The following is a 20,189-nucleotide window of genomic DNA, read 5'->3' as shown; positions in this document are numbered from 1 at the left end:
CTCCTTACTTGTGGTCTGTCGCCAGCTGACGTTCCAGCCACTGAGAATATTGAGAGATCGAGTAGCACACGACGAAGAAGACCAGCGCTGCAAAGAGGTAGACCTCCCAGTAGATGCTGATCCAGTCTGTCGACTGCTGAATCGGGCCGCGGATCATCCCCACGATGTCGAACATCGAGATGACCGATACCAGCGTGGTGTCCTTGAACAGACCCACCGCGACGTTCACGATCCCCGGAATGGAGATTTTCAGCGCCTGCGGCAGAATGATCAGACGGATCGCCTGCGTGTAGTTCAGGCCAAGGCTGTCAGCCGCTTCGTACTGGCCCTTGGGCAGAGCAGCGAGGCCGCCCCGGATCACCTCGGCGATATAGGCCGCCGAGAACATCGTGATCATGATGATCACCCGCAGGATCAGGTCAAAATTGGACTGTGGAGGCATGAAATACGCCAGCATCACGTTGGCCACGAAAAGCAGCGTGATCAGCGGAACGCCCCGCACAAACTCGATGAAGACGACGCAGACACCTTTGATCAGTGGCATGTTCGACTGACGGCCCAGTGCCAGCACGATGCCCAGTGGGATCGACAGTGACACACAGACGGTACCGAGGATCAGACAGAGCATATAGCCGCCCATGTCCCGCGATGGCACGGCCTGCAGCTCGATCGGGATAATCGAGTTCAGTGCACCGGAGACCGGTGTCAGCAGGAAGGCCAGCATCACGTAGATCGCAAAGAGCGCGGTTACCACGGTCACCAGCCCGCCGTCTTCGGCATCGTTGTAGATCGCGTAACCGATAAAGATGCCCATCGGGATGAAGAAGACGAACATGAAGATCGACGCGGCCTTGAACAGCAGACCCGCGACGGTGCCGAGGGCACCACCGGCGCCTACCTGATTCGAGATGAACCACAGTTCGGTCGCCCCCTGGAAGAGCAGGTAGGCAAGACCCGCACCCGCCGCCAGACCGACAATCCCCGCAAGGATCGTCCGCATGCCCACATCAAGGCCTTCGACAATGCGGAACACGTAGCCGGTGGCGATGATTGCCGCGAGTATGGTCAAAGGCACCCAGAGCGATCCACCCCAGACCAGCCAGAAGGCAATGAAGGGATAGAGCGCTGTGAACAGCAGGAATTTGCGCGGTACATACTGCGCAAACAGTGCCGGTGCGGCTGCAAAGAGCAGCAGGATGAACGCCAGTGTCGGACGCCAGTAGCCCTCTGGCGGATACTTGAACCCGAACAGCAGGTGGTCCCAGCGGTCCACGAGCACCGCGAAACAAGCCCCTGTCGTCTTGCCCGCCGCTGTCAGGATATCGCGGCACTCCTTGATGGAGCCGGCATCCCAGACGCCGTTCCAGAACCAGGGAAAGGCAAACACGGCAAAACGTGCGATGAAGTAGATGGCAATGACGGTCAGCAGTGTGTTGAACCATCCCGCGAACAGGTTCTCGCGCATCCATTTGACCACACCTGCTTCTGAGGCGGGCGGTGGGGATGGCGGGATTTCCTGGGTGCGCACAAATGCGATTTCAGTATCAGACATCTCAGCGCTCCTGCAGTTTCATTTTGTTGTTGAACACGTTCATCACGGCAGAAATCAGCAACGAAATCGTGAGATAGAACAGCATCAGCAGCAGTATGGTCTCAATCGCGCGGCCGGTCTGCAGCAGCGTGATACCGCCCAGCGTGCCGGTCACATCCATGTAGCCCACCGCGATCGCCAGCGACGAGTTCTTGGTGATGTTGAGATACTGCGAGATGAGCGGCGGGATGATAACCCGCAGCGCCTGCGGCAGCACCACCAGCGACATGATCAGGTTCGGGCGCAGGCCAAGCGCGCCGGCGGCCTCTGTCTGGCCTTTGGAAACAGCCATGATACCCGCCCGCACGTTCTCTGCGATAAAGGCGCCGGTATAGATGGCCAGTGCAAACCAAAGCGCAATCAGCGAACCACGGATCTGCATCCCGCCCTGGAAATTGAAACCTTTGAGCGCCGGAACATCCCAGGTCAGGCCGAGGAACGCCAGCACGATACCAACCGGAACCACCCAGATGCCGAGCAGCATGTGCCAGGTCGCAGGCCGGACGCCGGTCTCTTCCTGCGTGCGTGTGGCCCAGGAACTGACAGCGCGGGCAACAAAGAAGGACAGGACGAGAGCGCCGATCACCAGCAGCCAGTCCAGCCCGGTGCTGGTGACCGGTACGTCAGCGGTAGCGCCGAAACTGTTGGTGAACTGCGGCGCGGGTCCATAGATGCCCCGGTTCGTAAACGCCATCGTATCAAAGAATGCCATTGACGCAGACGGGGTGTCACCCCGGAACTCTCTTGGCCCCGGCAGCGCGTTGATCATGATCGAGAAGATGATCAGGATCCAGATGAGTACCGGCACGTTGCGGAAGATCTCAACGTAAAAGCTCATCACTTTGGACACGAGCCAGTTGTTGGACAGCCGCAGAACCCCGGCCACAACGCCGATGACCGTCGCGGTCGCACAGGCCAGGAAGGCCACGATCAGCGTGTTGAGGAGACCGACAACAGCAGCCCGGCCGTGAGACGACTGTGAGTCGTATTCGATAGGCCGCTGGTTGATGTCGTAGCCCGCGGGCTCTCCCAGGAAGGTATATGAAATGTTCAGACCGGCTTCGGCCAGGTTCCGCACAAGGTTGCCGCCTACAAAGGCCATAAAGGCGATGATGGCAACGAGCGCAATGAACTGGAATGTAAGTGATCTGTAGCGAGTGTCGTTCAACAGCATAGACAGCCGGAACGACTCATTCGGTGTGCTTGCCACCGGTGCGTCGGCTAGTGTCGTCATTTATGACGTTCCCCGTCGTTGGATACTGGACTTTTTTTGAGCACTCTTAGCGGTGCAGGACCAGGTGTTGCAGGCTTTTCGCCTGGCTGAAAAAGAAAGAGCGCAGAATTTCTGCGCTCTTTCCAGGGTTTTGCTTAACGGAAGGGCGGCGAGTAGATCAGGCCACCATCGGTCCACTGAGCGTTCAGGCCGCGGGCCAGACCGATCGGTGTGGATTCACCGATGTTCTTCTCGAAGACTTCACCGTAGTTACCGGCAACGCCGATGGCGCGCTTGGCCCACTCTTTGTCGAGGCCGAGCATGGCGCCGAGGTCACCTTCGGAGCCCAGAAGGCGGTTGACTTCGGGGTTGTCGGAGCCGCTGCTGAGTTCTGCCAGGTTCACGGATGTGACGCCCAGTTCTTCAGCTGTTACCAGCGCGTTCAGGGTCCAGCGGACAATGTCCCCCCATTCGTTGTCGCCGTGGCGGACAAGCGGACCCAGAGGCTCTTTGGATACGATTTCCGGCAGGATCACGTGCGCCGACGGATCTTCGAAGTTTGCACGCTGTGCCGCCAGAGCGGAGGCGTCAGTTGTGTAAACGTCGCATGCACCGGCATTGTACTGCTGTACCGCTTCCGCACCTGTTTCGATCGGCACCGGCTCGTAGCTGATGTTGTTCGCGCGGAAGAAGTCCGCGAGGTTCAGCTCGGTTGTTGTACCTGTCTGGATGCAGACTGTCGCGCCGTCGAGCTCTTTTGCGGATGTGACACCCAGCTCTTTCGGGACCATGAAGCCCTGACCGTCGTAGTAGTTCACACCGGTGAATTCGAACTTCAGGTCAACGTCACGGGAGAATGTCCACGTGGTGTTACGTGCCAGCATGTCGATTTCGCCGGACGCCAGCGCTGTAAAGCGTGTTTTACCGGTTGTCGGAACGAATTCGACGGCTGCCGGGTCGCTCAGCACGGCGGCGGCGACTGCGCGGCATACTGCAACGTCAAAACCCTGCCAGACACCGTTCGCATCGGGCTCAGCAAAGCCGGGAACGCCGGTTGTCACACCGCAGTTCAGCTTGCCGCGCGCTTTGACGTCATCCAGTGTACCGGCGGCTGCCGCACCTGCGGCAAGGCCGGCGACTGTCAGTGCGCCGAGAAATACTGATTTTTTCATTTTTACCTCTTCCTGATTTTCCACCCCTCACCCGGGGCGGTTTCGACCGGCCTTCAGGCCGGTGGCGATAATGAAGGCTCTCCCCTCCAAGTGGGCATCATTCTGGTCCCATTCACCGGAAAACGTCAAGGGTGACGTGCCTGAAAAACGGTCTCTTTCTGCGTTGCGCGCCTGATTTGCAGGCACAGGACCCCGGCTCAGGGCTGAACGAGGTCAAACACCTGTTTCGCATGAAGAAAATCGGCGCGTTTGATCGCTGCAACGGCCTCTGCCTCTTCGTCCCTGCCCCATTCTTCGGCCTGCCAGTTCTCGTCGAGCCGGGAAATCTCCCAGATCTCTTCAGCCGGACGTTGTCCAAGAGCAGCACCAAAGCCCAGAATCAACGAGCCCGAAAGGCTGACAAGATCGTGGAAAGCGGCCAGTTCAAAGGATGTAAGCCCGTACACCCTGACACCAAGCCGTTCCAGCGCCGCGGGATCCTGTGGCGCGTGCATCACGCCCGTACGGGGGGCCAGCCGGGCGCCGAGCGTGTCTTCGGCCCAGTCGAGCCAGGGGTCCCATTCTGCCGATTGCCGTGCGACCAGGCTTTCCGGACTGTCCGCGCGGTAGCACAGCAGATCACTGTCGCCATATCCCGCCAGCATCTGCGCCACTTCGGCGTGCTGAGCCGCGACCTTGTCCACGGCCGCATTTGCCGTGCGGGTAAAGGGCATTGTCCGGGGGTCAATGGCCTCTTCCTGAGCATTCCACTCGTCGGCGATGGCCTGCGCCATAGCGGCGGTTGGCACTGTAAGCGCCTGTTTTGCTGGTGTTTTAACAGGGCGGGTGTCCAGCAGAATACTGAACCCACCGTCCTGTTCCGCAACATCCGCCGAGGTCCAGAACCGTTTGGCTTTCCATTCACTCACCGCCTGCTCTCCCACATTTCGGCAACAGCGCCCGGCAGCGCTGCGAAGTCATCCAGCACCCGATGCGCGGCCACCAGCCGGTCAACCGGGTGATACCCCCAGCTGACGCCAAGCGCGCCGACACCTGCCGCCTGCGCCATTTCCATATCAAAGCTGGTGTCGCCGACCATAACCGTAGCATCCGCCCCGGTTCCGGCATCCGCCATGGCCTGCAGCACCATTGAGGGATGCGGTTTGGACGGGTGAAAATCGGCGACCTGCCGGGTCACAAAGAACCGCTCCAGCCCGTGCGCTTCGATCAGTTTGTCGAGGCCACGCTTCGACTTCCCTGTTGCAACGCCCAGAAGGATGTCCGGCGATCTGTGAAGGTTCTCCAGCACGTCAAGCGCTCCGGGATAGAGCGGCGAGGACTGCGCGGCTCCGACGCGCGCCCGGATGTCCACGTAGGCGTCCTTGTAGGCCTCCACCATGCCGGCACGGGTTCCGGCATCTGCATCCGGTGCCAGCCGTTCCATCGCCCTGTCGAGCGACAGCCCCACAATGCCGAGGATCTCTGTACGGGCAGGCACCGGCCGGCCCGTCGTTTCAAACGCTGCCGACATTGCCGACAGGATATCCGCCTGGCTGTCGACGAGCGTCCCATCGACGTCAAAGATGACCAGTTTCAGTCCGCCGGACATGTCACAGCGCCTCAAACGGGTCTTCGGCCGCCAGGTCCTCTGTCCAGCCGAACGTGTCCCAGCTGCGGGCCATATGATCGGGCATAGGCGCCGTAACGGTGATCACATCCCGGGTGACCGGGTGCTCAAAGCGCATCATCCTGGCGTGCAGGTGCAGCTTTTTCGAAATCACACCGCCGAGCTGCGCGCCCCATCCATCGCCCATATTTTCCTGGCCCGAGCCGCCGTATTTGCCGTCACCGGCAATCGGATGGCCGATCTCGGCCATATGTGCGCGCAGCTGATGGGTGCGCCCCGTGACCGGCTCCATCGCCACCCAGGCTGCACGCGAGCCAACCCGGTAGAGCGTGGCGTAAAGCGTATGTGCCCGCTTGGCGCCCGGCGTGTCGTCCATATCTCGCGGATGCACGGCGATCATCTTTTCGCCTTCGCCGCCACGCCCGCGTCCCGGTGCCTTGACCAGACCATAGCGAATTTCGCCCAGATAGGGTGTCGGCACCCCCGCGACGAGCGCCCAGTAAATTTTGCGCGTCTCTTTGTGCCGCATGGCGGCGGTCAGGCCTTTTGCGGCCATGCGGTTGCGCGCCAGCAGCAATACGCCCGAGGTGTCCTTGTCCAGCCGGTGCACGAGGCGTGGTTTGTCCTCCAGCCCGAATTTCAGCGCCTCAGAGAGGCCGTCCACGTGCCGTGTCTGGCCCGACCCGCCCTGTGTCGGCAGACCGCTGGGTTTGTTGATCGCGATCACGTCGTCATCTTTGTAGATCACGCAGGACCGGATCAGTTTTGCATCAGCCTCGCTGACTTTCGTGCGCGGGGCCGGCGGCGGCGCGTCCTTGTCCGGCAGGGGGGGAATCCGGACCTGCTGGCCAGCTTCCAGCCGTGTCGAGCCTTTGACACGGCCGCCGTCCACCCGGATTTCGCCTTTGCGGCACATCTTCTCGATGCGGCCCTGACTGATCTGCGGAAACTGCTGCCGGAACCAGCGATCAAGACGCTGGTCCGCATCATCCGGCGCAACAGTACGTGTCTGAACCCTGCTCACAGCACCACCCCCCGCATTACCGCAAGCCCGGCCATCAGGCCCGCAACCGAGAGGCCGACAGACAACAGCACATAGAGGGCGGCGGGCCCGAATGCCCCCCGTTCCATCAGAGTCACCGTTTCCAGTGAAAAGGCCGAAAAAGTCGTGAACCCGCCCAGCAGCCCGGTCATGACAAAGGGGCTCAGATGCGTCAGCCCCTTGTGCGCGGCCAGCACGACAAAGGCGCCCATAAGAAAAGAGCCCAGCACATTCGCGCCGATAATCGCCAAGGGAAACTCCCCCGGACCACCGGTCAGACGGTAGACAGAGACACCCCACAAAAAGCGCAGTGCAGCGCCCAGCGCACCGCCAAGAGCAACAAGAGACAGAGTTTTTATCATTCGCGGTCTGTCACGCGTCCGCCCGGAAATGTCAAGTTTCGCGCTTTGCACGCAGCCGTGCAAAGTAGTCGAGCCGTTTTTTCAGATCCCGTTCGAAACCACGCTCAACGGGCTGGTAGAGCGATGGCCGTTCCATCCCGTCGGGGAAGTAGTTCTGGCCGGAAAACCCATCCTCGGCATCGTGATCATAAGCGTATCCCTCCCCATAGCCCTGATCCTTCATCAGTGAGGTCGGCGCATTCAGGATGTGTTTCGGCGGTGGCTCTGAGCCTGTGCGTTTCGCAGCCGCGCGCGCGCCTTTGTAAGCGACATAGGCGGCGTTGGATTTAGGGGCCAGTGCGAGATAGGCCAGCGCCTGGGCCAGTGCGAGCTCCCCCTCGGGGCTGCCCAGACGCTCGTAGGTTTCCCAGCTCTGCAGACAGACCGCCTGGGCCTGCGGATCGGCAAGGCCGATGTCCTCGACCGCCATCCGGGTGATCCGGCGTGCGAGGTATCGTGGGTCCTCGCCGCCCTCCAGCATGCGCGCAAACCAGTAGAGTGCTGCATCCGGGTCGGACCCGCGCACCGATTTATGCAGCGCAGAGATGAGATTGTAATGCGCGTCCCCGCCTTTGTCGTACTGGGCTGCCCGTTTCATCAGGCGCGCCGCCAGGGCATCTGTGTCCAGCGGCGCGTCGGTTTTCCAGGCCGCCACCTGTTCCACGAGGTTCAGCAATGCGCGTCCGTCACCGTCTGCCATCTCCAGCAGGCCGGCGCGGGCTCCCGCATCGAGCGGCAGCCCGCGCCCCAGCGTGCCTTCGGCCCGCTGCAGGAGCGCCTCAAGATCTGCCGTATCCAGCCGTTCCAGCACCATGACCTGCGCGCGGCTGAGCACAGCTGCGTTCAGTTCAAACGACGGGTTCTCTGTTGTTGCCCCCACGAGCAGGATTGTGCCGTCTTCCATATGCGGCAGAAAGCCGTCCTGCTGCGCCTTGTTGAAGCGGTGGATTTCATCCACGAACAGCAGGGTGCCCTGCCCGTTATCCCGACGGATTCTGGCGGCCTCAAAGACCTTGCGCAGGTCAGGCACACCGGTGAAAATCGCGCTGATCTGGACAAAATGCAGATCCGTTTCATGCGCCAGCAGCCGCGCAATTGTGGTTTTGCCCACTCCCGGCGGCCCCCAGAAGATCAGTGAGGACAACGCACCGGATTCCAGCATCACGGTCAGAGGTCCCTCGGGACCGAGAACCTGCCGCTGCCCGATCACTTCCGCGAGGATTTGTGGCCGCAGGCGGTCGGCCAGCGGACGATGCGCCGATGACTCAGGCGCCGCGGGATCAGAGGAAAAGAGGTCCGCCACAGCTCAGACCCGGAACTGCAGAACGATGCGGCGTGCGCCACGCAGAACGACAAGTTCATAGCGTCGCGCCCGTTCGGCAAGCAGCGCACGCACATCATCCGGGTGCGACACCACCACATTATTCAGACCCATGATCACATCGCCCCGCGCCAGCCCCACGCGGCGGCCAAGCCTGCCCGTTTCCGCGACCAGCACGCCTTCGGCCTCAAGCGGGAGATTGTACTCGGCGATCACCGCGGGATTAACACGCTCGAGCACCAGCCCCTCCAGCACATCCCGTGCCCGCAGGGTTGTCCGGTCGCGGGCAGGTGTGTCAGGCGCTTCGATCATCTTCACGGAGGCGTCCCGCGCGGTACCATCACGCAGCCGGGTCACGCGCGCCTCACCACCAAGGCCGGTCACGCTCATCCGGTAGATCATCTCGGACGGCGTGTTCACCGGCTGACCATCCACCGCCACGATAACGTCCCCCACAGCAATATCCGCATCCGCAAACGGGCTTGCGGGATGCATACCGGACACGATGATGCCGCCGGGCCGGTCAAAGCCAAAGGCCTCGGCCATCTCCGCATCCACCATCTGCCCGCTGAGGCCCGCCCAGGGGCGCGCAAAGCTTTCCCGCCCTTCCTCAGCCTGGGCTACAAAGGCCGCCACAAGGTCTGAGGGGATCGCAAACCCAATGCCATTCGACCCACCCGACCGGGTCAGGATCGAGGTGTTGATACCGATCAGCTGGCCCGACACATCAATAAGCGCACCGCCGGAATTGCCCGGATTGATCGGCGCATCGGTCTGAATGAAATATCCCCGCCCACTGCCCGTCGCAGCACCGGACCGCGCCAGACCGGAAACGATACCGCTGCTGACAGTCTGGCCAACGCCAAAAGGGTTGCCGATGGCCAGAACCAGTTCACCGACTTCGACCGTGTCGGATGGGCGCAACGGCAGGAACGGCAGGTCTTCAGCATCCCGAAGCCGGAGAATAGCCAGATCGCTCTGAGCATCGCCCAGCAGAACGTCCGCCGTAAACTCGCGACGGTCTGCCAGAACGACCCGGATGTCGGTGGCATTCCCGACAACATGATAGTTGGACACAACGATACCATCCGCACTCAGAATAACCCCGGAACCCAGCGAATTCTGCACCCGCGGCCGCTCCCGCAAACTGTCCCGGAAGAAACGCTCAAAGAACGGATCACCGTCAAACGGACTGCTGCGCCCCGGGCGGATAATCCTGGCATAGATGTTCACAACTGCGGGCGTCGCCTGTTTCACCAGCGGCACAAAACTCAGCTGCATCTGAGCGGCAGACTGTGGCACCTGCTGGGTCAGAGCCGCGCTGCCCCAGAAAGCCACCAGCAGTAGTGTCAGAAAAAAACGCATGCCCGCTCCACCAGCCCAAAGAGCGCAACGCGCACCCTTCTCCGGCTTTAAATATCCCCGCCGGAGGCATAAAAAAAGCCCTTGTCCGGTGACGGACAAGGGCCACTCCGGCAAAGAAGCGCCGGGTTTATTCTTCTGCAGCTTCCTCAACCGCCAGACGGGCCTTGTCGCCGGCGCCTTTTGCATCGCGGTCACGGTCAACAAATTCGATGATCGCCATCGGTGCCATGTCGCCATACCGGAAGCCGGCTTTCAGGACGCGGACGTAACCGCCCTGACGGTCCTTGTAGCGGGGGCCCAGCACGTCAAAGAGCTTGGCAACATACTGGTCCTGCTTCAGCTTTGCGGCCGCCTGACGGCGCGCGTGAAGGTCACCGCGTTTCGCCAGCGTGATCATCTTTTCGATGATCGGGCGCAGTTCTTTTGCCTTGGGCAGAGTTGTTTTGATCTGTTCATGCTCAATGAGCGAGCCCGCCATGTTGGCCCAGAGCGCCTTGCGGTGCTCATGTGTGCGGTTCAGGCGGCGGTATCCACGTGCGTGACGCATTGTTTATCTCCTATGTGCCCCTCAGGGGCTGTTTTGCTTTGTCTGACCGGGTGATGCGTGTCACCCGGCTCTCCTTGGGGCAGATGCCCTGATTTCCCCGCACCACGCGGGCATTCGGGTGAGGATTCTCAGAAAGAATCCTCAAATTTTTTGGCCAGATCCTCGATGTTGTCAGGCGGCCAGTCTTCGACATCCATGCCGAGGTGCAGACCCATGCCGGACAGCACTTCCTTGATCTCGTTGAGCGACTTGCGGCCGAAGTTCGGCGTGCGCAGCATCTCTGCTTCGGTTTTCTGGATGAGATCCCCGATATAGACGATGTTGTCGTTCTTGAGACAGTTTGCCGACCGTACAGACAGCTCCAGCTCGTCGACTTTCTTGAGCAGCAGCGGGTTGAACTCCAGACCATCGTCCTCATCGGCGCGCGACGCAGATTCCGGCTCGTCAAAGTTCACAAAGATGCCCAGCTGGTCCTGCAGAATGCGTGCGGCGAAAGCCACTGCGTCATCCGGCGTGATCGACCCGTCGGTTTCGACCTTCATTGTCAGCTTGTCGTAATCCAGTACCTGACCTTCGCGGGTCGGCTGTACGTCGTAGCTGACTTTCTTGACCGGCGAATAGATCGCGTCGATCGGGATCAGACCGATGGGCGCATCTTCGGGCTTGTTCTTCTCGGCAGAAACGTAGCCTTTGCCCTGATTGACGGTCAGTTCCATATAGAGGTCCGCGCCATCGTCCAGGTGGCAGATCACGTGATCGCGGTTCAGCACTTCGATGCCGGCGCTTTCAGAGATGTCACCCGCAGTCACAACGCCCGGGCCTTTTGCAGATACGGACAGACGCTTGGGGCCTTCGACCTCCATGCGCAGGCTCACACCCTTCAGGTTCAGGATGATGTCGGTTACGTCCTCACGCACACCGGCAACGCTGGAAAACTCATGCAGAACATTGTCGATCTGTACGGAAGTGATCGCTGCACCCTGCAGCGAGCTCATCAGCACGCGGCGCAGCGCGTTGCCCATCGTCAGACCAAAACCACGCTCCAGCGGCTCTGCCATCACGGTGGCCTGGCGAGCGGGATCGTTGCCCGGTTTCACGTCAAGCTGTTGCGGCTTGATCAGTTCAGCCCAGTTCTTGTGGATCATGCGTCCCTCCATTCCTGTCAGCGCCCCCATGTCCCAGGGCTGCGACTCTCGAGGTTTCAAAAAAGCGGATTGGGGCCGCGCAGAATACGCAGCCCCGAAAGGTCTCTGGCAATTAAACCCGGCGGCGTTTCGGCGGGCGGCAGCCGTTGTGGGCCATCGGCGTTACGTCGCGGATGGATGTAATGTTGAAACCGGCAGCCGCCAGCGCGCGCAGCGCACTCTCACGACCCGAACCAGGGCCCTGAACTTCGACTTCCAGCGTCTTGACACCGTGTTCCTGCGCTTTGCGGCCTGCATCCTCAGCTGCCATCTGAGCAGCGTAAGGCGTGGATTTCCGCGAGCCTTTGAAGCCCATGGTGCCGGCGGACGACCAGGAGATCGCGTTGCCCTGCACGTCAGAAATCAGGATTTTGGTGTTGTTGAAGGACGAATTCACATGCGCAACGCCAGCTGCGATGTTCTTGGAGACCTTACGTTTTGTGCGTGTCTTATCACGTGCCATTGATCAGACCTCCTTATTTCTTCTTGCCGGCAATGGCCTTTGCGGGGCCTTTGCGGGTGCGTGCGTTTGTGTGGGTACGCTGGCCGCGGACCGGCAGGTTGCGGCGGTGGCGCAGGCCACGGTAGCAGCCGAGGTCCATCAGGCGCTTGACGTTCATCTGCACCTCACGGCGCAGGTCGCCTTCAACGGTGTAGTTTGCGTCGATGTGCTCGCGCACGGCCAGGACTTCTGCGTCGCTGAGTTCGTTGACCCGGCGGGTCGCGTCGATACCAACAGCTTCGCAGATTGCTTTTGCAGAAGCGTTGCCGATACCGGTGATGTAGGTGAGGGCGATCGGAACCCGCTTTGCAGTCGGGATGTTTACGCCGGCGATACGTGCCACGTGTGCTATTCCTTTTCGTTGCGGGTCCGTAGCTCCAGACCCTTTTTTCACAACGTAAGCCCGAAGCTTTTCACGGCATCGGGCGTCAGCTGATCAGGTGATCCTGTCCACCGGGAGCGACCCTTTGGACAAATTTGATTCTCTATCGAGATAGCGCGTGTTATGGGGTTTTGGCTCAGGCGTCAACCCGCCAGTAAAAGCCTGCAGGCAGGCGCGGCCGAAGACTTGATCCCCAGCGGCTTTTCTACCTATGGTGGCACGACCTGACGCGCAGCACCGGACAGGAGGCCGCTCTGCCAATACGGACAATCAAACCAGCGGGCAAGCCCCCTCAACAGCCTGCAACGAGGGCCGCCGCCGGCCGCAGTCCGGACGGTGCTCCACTGGCTGCACTGCAGCGCCACGCAGACACCAGCCCCGGTGCCAGATCGCTGGCAGTCCTGCAACAGAAAGCAGATCACGTTGCACAACGCGCGGGTGACGAAGACGGGGACGCGGCGCCGGAACAGGAAACCGTCATTGTCAGCATGGATGGCGGCAAGATCGGCAGCATCTATTTTGACGATGGCCGCATCCGTACCACCCACGGCAGCGGGCCTGAGGACGACCGGGGCAAGCAGCGGAACATCAGGCGCTTCAACATCGACCGCGAGGGCGCAGAGGAAGATTTCAAACGTGCTAAAGCCGCAAAGACCACCAGACAGACAAAGCTCAACTGGTTTATCCGCGAGCAGTTAGAAGCCGGAACGCCCGACTGGGCACAGGGCGGCGAGGTCACCGATCCGGCAAGCGCCCCGGCGAACGCCCCTGCGGACCGCAAGCTGATGGAATACTACGAGGTGGACCCCGTAAGCGCGAAGGACTCGGGCCGGAGGGTACACCCCTCGCGCGGTGCGGCCGTTCAGATCACGCGCGACAAATCCGAGATCGACAGCATCAAAGCCGCCGTTGCGCTTATCGACGAAGATGCGACCGCCTCCGCAAACAACCGGACCTTTTTCCGCAAACTGCTGGATGATGGTGCCGCCATGCGCGCCGAAGTACGCATGCCCGAAGAGGTGGATGCCGGCACAGCCGAAAAGGCGGTAAAGCAACTGAAAAGATGCGCAAAGATTATTAAGCGAGCCCTGATCTGGGACCTGAGCGGAGACACGCAGGAAAAATTTGATGAACTGACAACCTACATCCAGAAAACGGCAGACGTCGGGCGTGAGGCCATGCGCACGCTGCAGCAGGCCGCAGACAACGCCCGGGATGTCAGTTACCGTGCGGGTCTGTCACCGGAGGTGAAGCTGGAAATCCGCGCCCGGAATGCCGCAGATGCCGCTGGGAAAGCCGAAGAGGAAGGGCGCGCTGTGCACACGGCCCTCCTGAAAGATTTTGCAACTTTCTGGGGCGACTGGGTCGCCTGAGGTCAGATCCGCTGTCGGGAACGGTTTTGATCCCGCCCTGACCGACCTGAAAAGAGCCGCAAGAGCCGGGCTTTCCGCAGCGCTGCGGTGGGTATGGTAAGAGGTTCGGTCCGCTGCTGTTTCTGCGCTACCTGTCAGCCAGTGCTGCGCCGCCCTGTGTTTGGTAATTTTCCACTACAGGAACTTCTGCCGCGACGGTCTGGACGGACACGCATGGGCGGATCTGGCCGTTTACCGCATCCGGACTGGATCGTCGAACGCGGCAGCCTCGCTGTTATTCTCTTCCGGGCAATTTCCTGATTTTTCTTTGCCCAAGTCTATCTGCAGAAGAGGTCAAAGCCGAGGCTGGGGTCTATTATCCTGAACCGTTTTTCGAGGCTCTGCCCGCTGCATTTTGTGACACTGGTCTATATCGCCGTGCTGCAGCTGGTGGCGACGCGGGCCTGTCATTCAATCGTGCGATCCGGTCAGTATCCGTGGAAATCGTGATCTATATGGTTTTCATTGGTGTCCTGATGGTGGCAGGGACGGGCCGGATCGTTTCGCTGGTCGCGCTTTTGGGCTTTCCAGGACTGATGGCAGTCCCGGACAATCTGATCCTGGCTTGTGGCGCCTACTTTTACTTTGCCAGTCTCGCCTGTGCCGCTGATCATTGCGTGGCAGTTGATGCCGGGTCTGCGACGCACGCTGCAACTGGCGCCCCCGTTTTCCGGTGTTCTGGTTCTGACCGGCCAGCTTAAGGTCACACAGGCAGAGAAATTCCGCTTCCTGAAACCAGCAGGCGACCTGACCTGTTCAATACACCTGCTGTTGATGTCGCTGTTGCAGGTCGGGTCCTGAGGACTGTTCGCACATGAGCTGATCACCACCAACGGATTTGCAATCGACTGTTTTGCGATCCTTATCTTCATCAGCAGATAGGCATACAGATCAGTTGAACGCCCAGCTCAGAGCGCGCTTCGTTCGCTTGGAAAAAGACGCAGCCGGACCGGCTGATGATCTGTCAGCTGTCGAGGACGGCTTTGATCTCGCCCTGCACCGCGTCGATAGCACCCAGTCCGTCCACGCGGCTCAGCATGCCCTTGGCATAGTAATACCCGATCAGCGGTGACGTCTGTTTGTAGTATTCCATCAGACGGGTCTTGAGGCTTTCCTCATTGTCATCCGCCCGACGTTTGAATTCAGTGCCGCCACAGTTGGTGCATTTGCCGTCCGCCGGGATGGGTTTGGTGTTGTCGTTGTAAACTTCACCGCACATGCCGCAGGTTGACCGCGCCACGATCCGGGCGACCAGTGCTTCGTCGTCCACGCGCATCTCAACCACTTTGTCGAGCGTCTGCCCTTCGGCCTCGAGCAGCTCACCCAAGGCATCTGCCTGCGCCAGTGTGCGCGGGAAACCGTCAAAGATGAAACCATTGGCCTTCACGGTTTCAAGTTTCTCGCGGATCAGACCGATGACAATCTCGTCCGTGACCAGCGCGCCGCGGGCCATCACATCGGCCACGACCTTACCCATCTCGGTGCCGCTGTCCTTGGCTTCGCGCAGCATGTCGCCGGTGCTCAGCTGAACCATGCCACGTTCTTCGACCAGATGGCGGGCTTGGGTTCCTTTGCCCGCTCCGGGCGGTCCGAGAAGGATAATGTTCATCGGCGTACAGGGCTCCGTTTCTTGCGGCCTTTTCCACCGGCAGACTTGCCACGCAGCTGAGACTTCTCAAGCAGACCTTCGTATTGATGTGCCAGCAGGTGGCTCTGTACCTGCTGAATGGTGTCCATCGTTACCGAGACCACAATCAAAACCGACGTTCCCCCGAAATAGAAAGGGATCGCAAACTGTCCGCGCAGGATTTCCGGCAACAGGCAGACTGCAGCCAGATAGCCCGAGCCCAGAACCAGAAGGCGGTTGACCACATACTCAAAGTATTCAGCCGTGCGCTTACCCGGGCGGATCCCCGGAATGAAACCGTTCTGGTTCTTCAGGTTGTCCGCGACGTCATCCGGTTTGAACGACACATTGAACGTGTAAAAATACGTAAAGAAGACGATCATAACGACGAAGAACGTCAGATACAGCGGCTGACCGGGACCAAAGTTCGCCAGCAGCCAGGACATCACAGGATTGGTGGAATTGCCCGAGAATGTGCTGATCGTGATCGGCAGCAGCAGCAGCGAGGACGCGAAGATCGCCGGAATAACGCCCGCCGGGTTCACTTTGACCGGCAGGTGGCTGGAACCGCCATCATAGACTTTCATGCCGACCTGGCGGCGGGGATACTGTATGTGGATCTTCCGCAGCGCGCGTTCCATGAATACCACGAACATGATGGTCGCCACGACCATCACCAGCACGCCGATGATCACCGCAGGGCTGATCGCGCCGGAGCGGCCAGAGGCAAAGAACTGCGCAATTGCGGCCGGAATCTCAGCGATAATACCAACGAAGATGATCAGCGAGATACCGTTGCCGATACCACGCGCCGTGATCTGTTCGCCCAGCCACATCAGGAACATTGTGCCACCCACAAGGGTGATCACGCAGGACATGCGGAAGAACATGCCGGGATCGGTGACAATATCGCCGGCTTCCAGACTGACCGCGAGGCCATATGCCTGCACGGTTGCCAGTGCCACGGTGCCGAACCGCGTGTACTGGTTGATTTTTTTGCGGCCCTGTTCGCCCTCTTTCTTCAGCTGCTCAAGCTTCGGCACCATGGCCGTAAGCAGCTGTACGATAATCGAGGCCGAAATGTAGGGCATGATGCCCAGAGCGAAGATACCCATCCGCCCCAGAGCGCCGCCGGTAAACATGGAGACCATGCCGCCGATACCCTGGCCTGCCTGTTCCATGAATTCGCGCAGAGCGACGCCATCGATGCCCGGCACGGGGATAAACGTCCCCAGACGGTACACGATCAGAAGTCCAAGGGTAAAAAGGATACGGTTGCGAAGGTCGGTTGCCTTACCCAGCGCGGACCAGCTGGTGTTGGCGGCCATGTTTTCGACAGCAGAAACCATTAAGGGCTCTCTTTCGTAACAAATACGCCGCCCGGGCCGTTTTCCGGCGGGCGGCGTCAGGGAAAACTCTCCGGACTATGTAAGCGGCGACGTCGCCGCCCACAAGTCCGTTCTGGGGGCTTACGCCTCTGACGTTTCCGCGACCGGTGCCGCCACTGTCAGCGACCCGCCGGCCTTTTCGACCGCGGCAACGGCGGATTTCGACGCGCCGGTCACTTCGATGGACAGTTTTGCGGTTACTTCACCCTTGGCCAGAACGCGGATTCCATCGCGCTTACGGCGCACCAGGCCGCTTTCGACCAGGACGTCTTCGGTGATCGCTTTTTTGGCGTCGATCTTCTTGGCGTCCACGAATTTCTGGATCAGGCCAAGGTTTACAACGGCAAAAGACTTGCGGTTCGGCTTGTTGAAGCCGCGCTTCGGCAGACGCTGGTAGAGCGGCATCTGGCCACCCTCGTAGCCGTTGATCGCCACACCCGAACGGGATTTCTGACCTTTGATACCACGGCCACCCATTTTACCGGTGCCGGAACCGGGGCCACGACCAACGCGCTTGCGTTTTTTGGTGGCGCCGTCGTTATCGCGCAGTTCATTCAGTTTCATTGTCGCTTCTCCTCTTGCCGGATGCGACCCCCAGCGACGGGAGTGGCCGACCACGGCGTTTCATGATTCTGGCGCCCGGACGGGCCCAGTCGTGCGCTCTTACGGACAGACGGTGAGTTTTTCAAGTACCCGGGCGCATCAAATCCCGATTTTCAACAGCAGAAGCCCGCTTCCGGACGGCGGGCGGCTACGCGCGGCGGCGCAGCGCGCCAAAGAGCCCCAGCGACAGCACGCCATAAAGCAGCCCCGTGGCCGGCAGCGGTACCATCGACAGATCATCATCGTTCACAACCCGCCAGCTGCCCGATGCATCTGTGGATGCCTCTGACGCTTCAGCGGTAAAGAAATCCCCAAAGCGCGAAGCCCGCGCAAAGGTGAGAGTTTCCGGCGCGAGGCGCTGATATTCGTAATAATACTCGGCGCGCGCGCCGACACCGGATTCCACAACCAGCAGGTCCAGATCAACAGAGCCGCGCGTGGCGACAAAATACCATGCGGTGATCCTCGCAGCGGAATCGGTGACAAAACTGCCGAACAGCTCGTCCTGGCCGAATACGTTGATGCCGTCATGCGCCGACATCGACGTGATGGTGGGCCCATCCCAGCCATGGGTTGAGTATTCTGTGTCCGCCTGCAGCGGGCCGTCCAGATCGAATGTCAGTGTCGCGTGCATATCCGTCCCGTAGGAGTGCCGCAGCGGCCTGCTCATAGCAGGACGATCCGGTTCGCGATAGCTGACGTCGGAGTACTGCGCACCGGTGTAGATCACGGTCACCGCCTCCGCAGCCGGGGTCATCATCAAAAAACACGCCAGAAAAAGCGCGGCAAACCGGGAAAAACGCATCAAAATAACTCCGTCGCAAAGCAATTTATTAACAAAGTGTTAATATGCGAGCGGGGAGCGCAGAGTCAAATGATGCCGGTGACCTAGTTAACCACGCGACCTGCAACCCCAACAGGAACACACGTCAAGCATTTGATAAAAAGTGTTTTTCATGCTCTTCAGCATGCGGTCTTCACAAAAAAAAACCGCCCCGGCAGGGGCGGCCTTGTTCTCGATCCGTTAACAAAAAAGTTAACGCAGGGCGATTAGCCCTTTTCCTCGATAATCTCCACCATATGCGGAATCGAGTTGATCATACCACGCACCGAAGGTGTATCTTCGAGTTCGCGGGTCTTGTGCATCTTGTTCAGGCCCAGGCCGATCAGTGTTGCACGCTGTTTGGCGGGGCGGCGGATCGGGGACCCGATCTGCTTGATCACGATTGTCTTGGCCATGGGTTATACCTCCTCAGCCACCTGCGCGGAGGACTCTACGTTGTCTTCACGCTTGGGCAGAATGTCGGCCACTTTCTTGCCACGACGCTGCGCGACCGAACGGGGGCTGGATTCTTTTTTCAGACCGTCCATGGTGGCTCGGATCATGTTGTAAGGGTTCTGCGAGCCGATGGACTTGGACACAACGTCCTTGACGCCGAGCATCTCGAAGACAGCACGCATCGGACCACCTGCGATGATCCCGGTACCTTCAGGTGCTGTGCGCATAACCACTTTACCGGCGCCGTGACGACCTTCCATGTCGTGGTGCAGGGTGCGGCCTTCGCGCAGCTGAACACGGATCATCTGACGCTTGGCCTGCTCAGTTGCCTTGCGGATCGCCTCAGGCACCTCTTTCGCTTTACCTTTGCCAAAGCCTACGCGGCCTTTCTGGTCGCCAACGACGACGAGGGCTGCAAAGCCAAAGCGCTTACCACCTTTAACAGTTTTGGAAACGCGGTTGATCGCGACCAGACGGTCTGCGAATTCCGGTGCCTCATCGCGATCGCGACGGCCCCGCTGGTTTGGTTCTCTGGCCATGCAGGCCTCCTTTGGAATGCGGGCACGCGGCCCATTGTCTCAATCCTGGTGGGCAACAGCCCCCGGATCATCGGGAGGGCCGCAAAGCCCTCCTCAGGTCTTCAGATCTTCAGACCGCCTTCACGCGCGGCGTCGGCAACTGCCTTGACCTTGCCGTGAAAGAGGAAACCGCCACGGTCGAAGTAAGCTTCATCAACACCGGCCTTTTTGGCGCGCTCGGCAATGGCCGTGCCCACTTTGGTGGCTGCTTCGATGTTGTTTTTGCCCACAACACCCAGTTCTTTCTCGAGCGTCGATGCGGAGGCGAGTGTCTTGCCGGCCACGTCGTCGATGAGCTGAACGGAGATGTTTTTGTTCGAGCGGTGAACCGAAAGGCGCACGCGACCTGCGTTGACCTTGCGGAGTTTGTTCCGGACGCGAAGACGGCGCTTGAGGAACAGGTCTCTTTTGCTGTTTGCCATTTTTGCGGTCCTTACTTCTTCTTGCCTTCTTTGCGGAAGATGAACTCGCCCTTATAGCGGATGCCCTTGCCTTTGTACGGCTCGGGCTTACGCCATGCGCGGATGTTCGCGGCAACCTGACCAACAAGCTGTTCGTCAATGCCTTCTACCACAATCTCGGTTTGCTTCGGAGCAGTTACAGTCACACCCTCGGGTGCTGTGTAATCCACATCATGGGACAGGCCGAGGTTCAGCTTCAGGGTGTTGCCCTGCATCTGCGCCCGGTAACCCACACCCTGGATCTCCAGTTCTTTCTTGAAGCCTTCGGTCACGCCGGTCACACAGTTCTGAACCTGCGTACGGGACATGCCCCACTGCTGACGGGCACGCTTGGACTTGCCGCGCGGCGTCACGGTGATGACATTGTCCTCAACCTTCAGGTCCACATCGTCTGTTGCACTGAACGAACGTGTGCCCTTGGGGCCTTTGACTTCGATGGTCTGACCGCTGACAGAAGCAGATACGCCGCTGGGCAGTTCGACCGGTTTTTTACCAATACGAGACATCTTGCGCTC

The 20,189-nt window shown here is 60.0% G+C and carries 23 protein-coding genes; 2 read left to right on the top strand and 21 right to left on the bottom strand.

Annotation, left to right across the window (positions count from 1 at the left end):
* Window positions 1-4 precede the first annotated feature (4 nt).
* The 13 genes from AB4K19_RS00490 to rpsM form a co-directional block, all read right to left on the bottom strand.
* Entirely contained in the window at window positions 5-1,552 is a 1,548-nt protein-coding gene (locus tag AB4K19_RS00490; protein ID WP_375230010.1) for an amino acid ABC transporter permease, read from the bottom strand.
* Between the two features lies 1 nt (window position 1,553).
* Complete coding sequence (locus AB4K19_RS00485; RefSeq protein ID WP_375230009.1) at window positions 1,554-2,825, bottom strand: amino acid ABC transporter permease; 1,272 nt, start codon at window positions 2,823-2,825, stop codon at window positions 1,554-1,556.
* 134 nt (window positions 2,826-2,959) lie between these two features.
* A complete protein-coding gene (locus tag AB4K19_RS00480; RefSeq protein ID WP_375230008.1) occupies window positions 2,960-3,976 on the bottom strand; it encodes an amino acid ABC transporter substrate-binding protein in 1,017 nt (338 codons plus the stop codon).
* Window positions 3,977-4,173: 197 nt separating this feature from the next.
* Entirely contained in the window at window positions 4,174-4,884 is a 711-nt protein-coding gene (locus AB4K19_RS00475) for an ATP12 family chaperone protein (protein WP_375230007.1), read from the bottom strand.
* Entirely contained in the window at window positions 4,881-5,564 is a 684-nt protein-coding gene (locus tag AB4K19_RS00470) for an HAD-IA family hydrolase (protein WP_375230006.1), read from the bottom strand. The genes AB4K19_RS00475 and AB4K19_RS00470 overlap by 4 nt, the downstream gene beginning before the upstream one ends.
* Before the next feature lies 1 nt (window position 5,565).
* Window positions 5,566-6,606 (bottom strand): RluA family pseudouridine synthase, encoded by a 1,041-nt coding sequence (locus tag AB4K19_RS00465; protein WP_436398679.1) that lies wholly within the window; start codon window positions 6,604-6,606, stop codon window positions 5,566-5,568.
* A complete protein-coding gene (gene crcB, locus AB4K19_RS00460; protein ID WP_436398677.1) occupies window positions 6,603-6,986 on the bottom strand; it encodes a fluoride efflux transporter CrcB in 384 nt (127 codons plus the stop codon). The genes AB4K19_RS00465 and crcB overlap by 4 nt, the downstream gene beginning before the upstream one ends.
* Before the next feature lie 31 nt (window positions 6,987-7,017).
* Window positions 7,018-8,328, bottom strand: coding sequence for a replication-associated recombination protein A (locus AB4K19_RS00455; protein ID WP_375230005.1), 1,311 nt, complete (start codon window positions 8,326-8,328; stop codon window positions 7,018-7,020).
* 3 nt (window positions 8,329-8,331) lie between these two features.
* Window positions 8,332-9,711, bottom strand: a complete 1,380-nt coding sequence (locus AB4K19_RS00450) for a trypsin-like peptidase domain-containing protein (protein WP_375230004.1) — start codon at window positions 9,709-9,711, stop codon at window positions 8,332-8,334.
* 127 nt (window positions 9,712-9,838) lie between these two features.
* Entirely contained in the window at window positions 9,839-10,258 is a 420-nt protein-coding gene (gene rplQ / locus AB4K19_RS00445; RefSeq protein ID WP_375230003.1) for a 50S ribosomal protein L17, read from the bottom strand.
* Window positions 10,259-10,386: 128 nt separating this feature from the next.
* Window positions 10,387-11,403: a DNA-directed RNA polymerase subunit alpha gene (locus AB4K19_RS00440; protein WP_375230002.1), complete on the bottom strand. Its 1,017-nt coding sequence runs from the start codon at window positions 11,401-11,403 to the stop codon at window positions 10,387-10,389.
* A gap of 112 nt (window positions 11,404-11,515) precedes the next feature.
* The gene (gene rpsK, locus AB4K19_RS00435) at window positions 11,516-11,905 is read right to left on the bottom strand and encodes a 30S ribosomal protein S11 (RefSeq protein ID WP_227271748.1); all 390 of its coding nucleotides are present in this window, start codon (window positions 11,903-11,905) and stop codon (window positions 11,516-11,518) included.
* A gap of 13 nt (window positions 11,906-11,918) precedes the next feature.
* On the bottom strand, window positions 11,919-12,287 hold the full coding sequence (rpsM, locus tag AB4K19_RS00430; protein ID WP_300033902.1) for a 30S ribosomal protein S13: 369 nt from the start codon (window positions 12,285-12,287) through the stop codon (window positions 11,919-11,921).
* Between the two features lie 527 nt (window positions 12,288-12,814).
* Here rpsM and AB4K19_RS00425 point away from each other — a divergent pair.
* Window positions 12,815-13,699, top strand: coding sequence for a hypothetical protein (locus AB4K19_RS00425; protein ID WP_375230001.1), 885 nt, complete (start codon window positions 12,815-12,817; stop codon window positions 13,697-13,699).
* A gap of 666 nt (window positions 13,700-14,365) precedes the next feature.
* Entirely contained in the window at window positions 14,366-14,539 is a 174-nt protein-coding gene (locus AB4K19_RS00420) for a hypothetical protein (RefSeq protein WP_436398674.1), read from the top strand.
* Window positions 14,540-14,702: 163 nt separating this feature from the next.
* On the opposite strand, the gene AB4K19_RS00415 is transcribed toward AB4K19_RS00420, so the two are convergent.
* The 8 genes from AB4K19_RS00415 to rplF form a co-directional block, all read right to left on the bottom strand.
* Window positions 14,703-15,347, bottom strand: a complete 645-nt coding sequence (locus tag AB4K19_RS00415) for an adenylate kinase (protein ID WP_375229999.1) — start codon at window positions 15,345-15,347, stop codon at window positions 14,703-14,705.
* On the bottom strand, window positions 15,344-16,714 hold the full coding sequence (gene secY / locus AB4K19_RS00410; protein ID WP_375229998.1) for a preprotein translocase subunit SecY: 1,371 nt from the start codon (window positions 16,712-16,714) through the stop codon (window positions 15,344-15,346). Before secY ends, AB4K19_RS00415 begins: the two co-directional genes overlap by 4 nt.
* A 120-nt stretch (window positions 16,715-16,834) precedes the next feature.
* A complete protein-coding gene (rplO, locus tag AB4K19_RS00405; protein WP_375229997.1) occupies window positions 16,835-17,317 on the bottom strand; it encodes a 50S ribosomal protein L15 in 483 nt (160 codons plus the stop codon).
* A 187-nt stretch (window positions 17,318-17,504) separates the two neighbouring features.
* The gene (locus tag AB4K19_RS00400; RefSeq protein ID WP_436398672.1) at window positions 17,505-18,161 is read right to left on the bottom strand and encodes a hypothetical protein; all 657 of its coding nucleotides are present in this window, start codon (window positions 18,159-18,161) and stop codon (window positions 17,505-17,507) included.
* A 245-nt stretch (window positions 18,162-18,406) separates the two neighbouring features.
* A complete protein-coding gene (gene rpmD, locus AB4K19_RS00395) occupies window positions 18,407-18,595 on the bottom strand; it encodes a 50S ribosomal protein L30 (protein ID WP_298844911.1) in 189 nt (62 codons plus the stop codon).
* Window positions 18,596-18,598: 3 nt separating this feature from the next.
* The gene (gene rpsE, locus AB4K19_RS00390; RefSeq protein ID WP_436398670.1) at window positions 18,599-19,174 is read right to left on the bottom strand and encodes a 30S ribosomal protein S5; all 576 of its coding nucleotides are present in this window, start codon (window positions 19,172-19,174) and stop codon (window positions 18,599-18,601) included.
* Between the two features lie 101 nt (window positions 19,175-19,275).
* On the bottom strand, window positions 19,276-19,635 hold the full coding sequence (gene rplR / locus AB4K19_RS00385; RefSeq protein WP_375229995.1) for a 50S ribosomal protein L18: 360 nt from the start codon (window positions 19,633-19,635) through the stop codon (window positions 19,276-19,278).
* Between the two features lie 11 nt (window positions 19,636-19,646).
* Complete coding sequence (gene rplF / locus AB4K19_RS00380; RefSeq protein WP_375229994.1) at window positions 19,647-20,180, bottom strand: 50S ribosomal protein L6; 534 nt, start codon at window positions 20,178-20,180, stop codon at window positions 19,647-19,649.
* Window positions 20,181-20,189: the final 9 nt, after the last annotated feature.

This window comes from Roseobacter phycocola (genome assembly GCF_042055075.2).
Taxonomy (GTDB): Bacteria; Pseudomonadota; Alphaproteobacteria; order Rhodobacterales; family Rhodobacteraceae; genus Roseobacter.
Note: the sequence above shows the minus strand (reverse complement) of the source record. Positions and strands in the feature narration are given on the sequence as shown.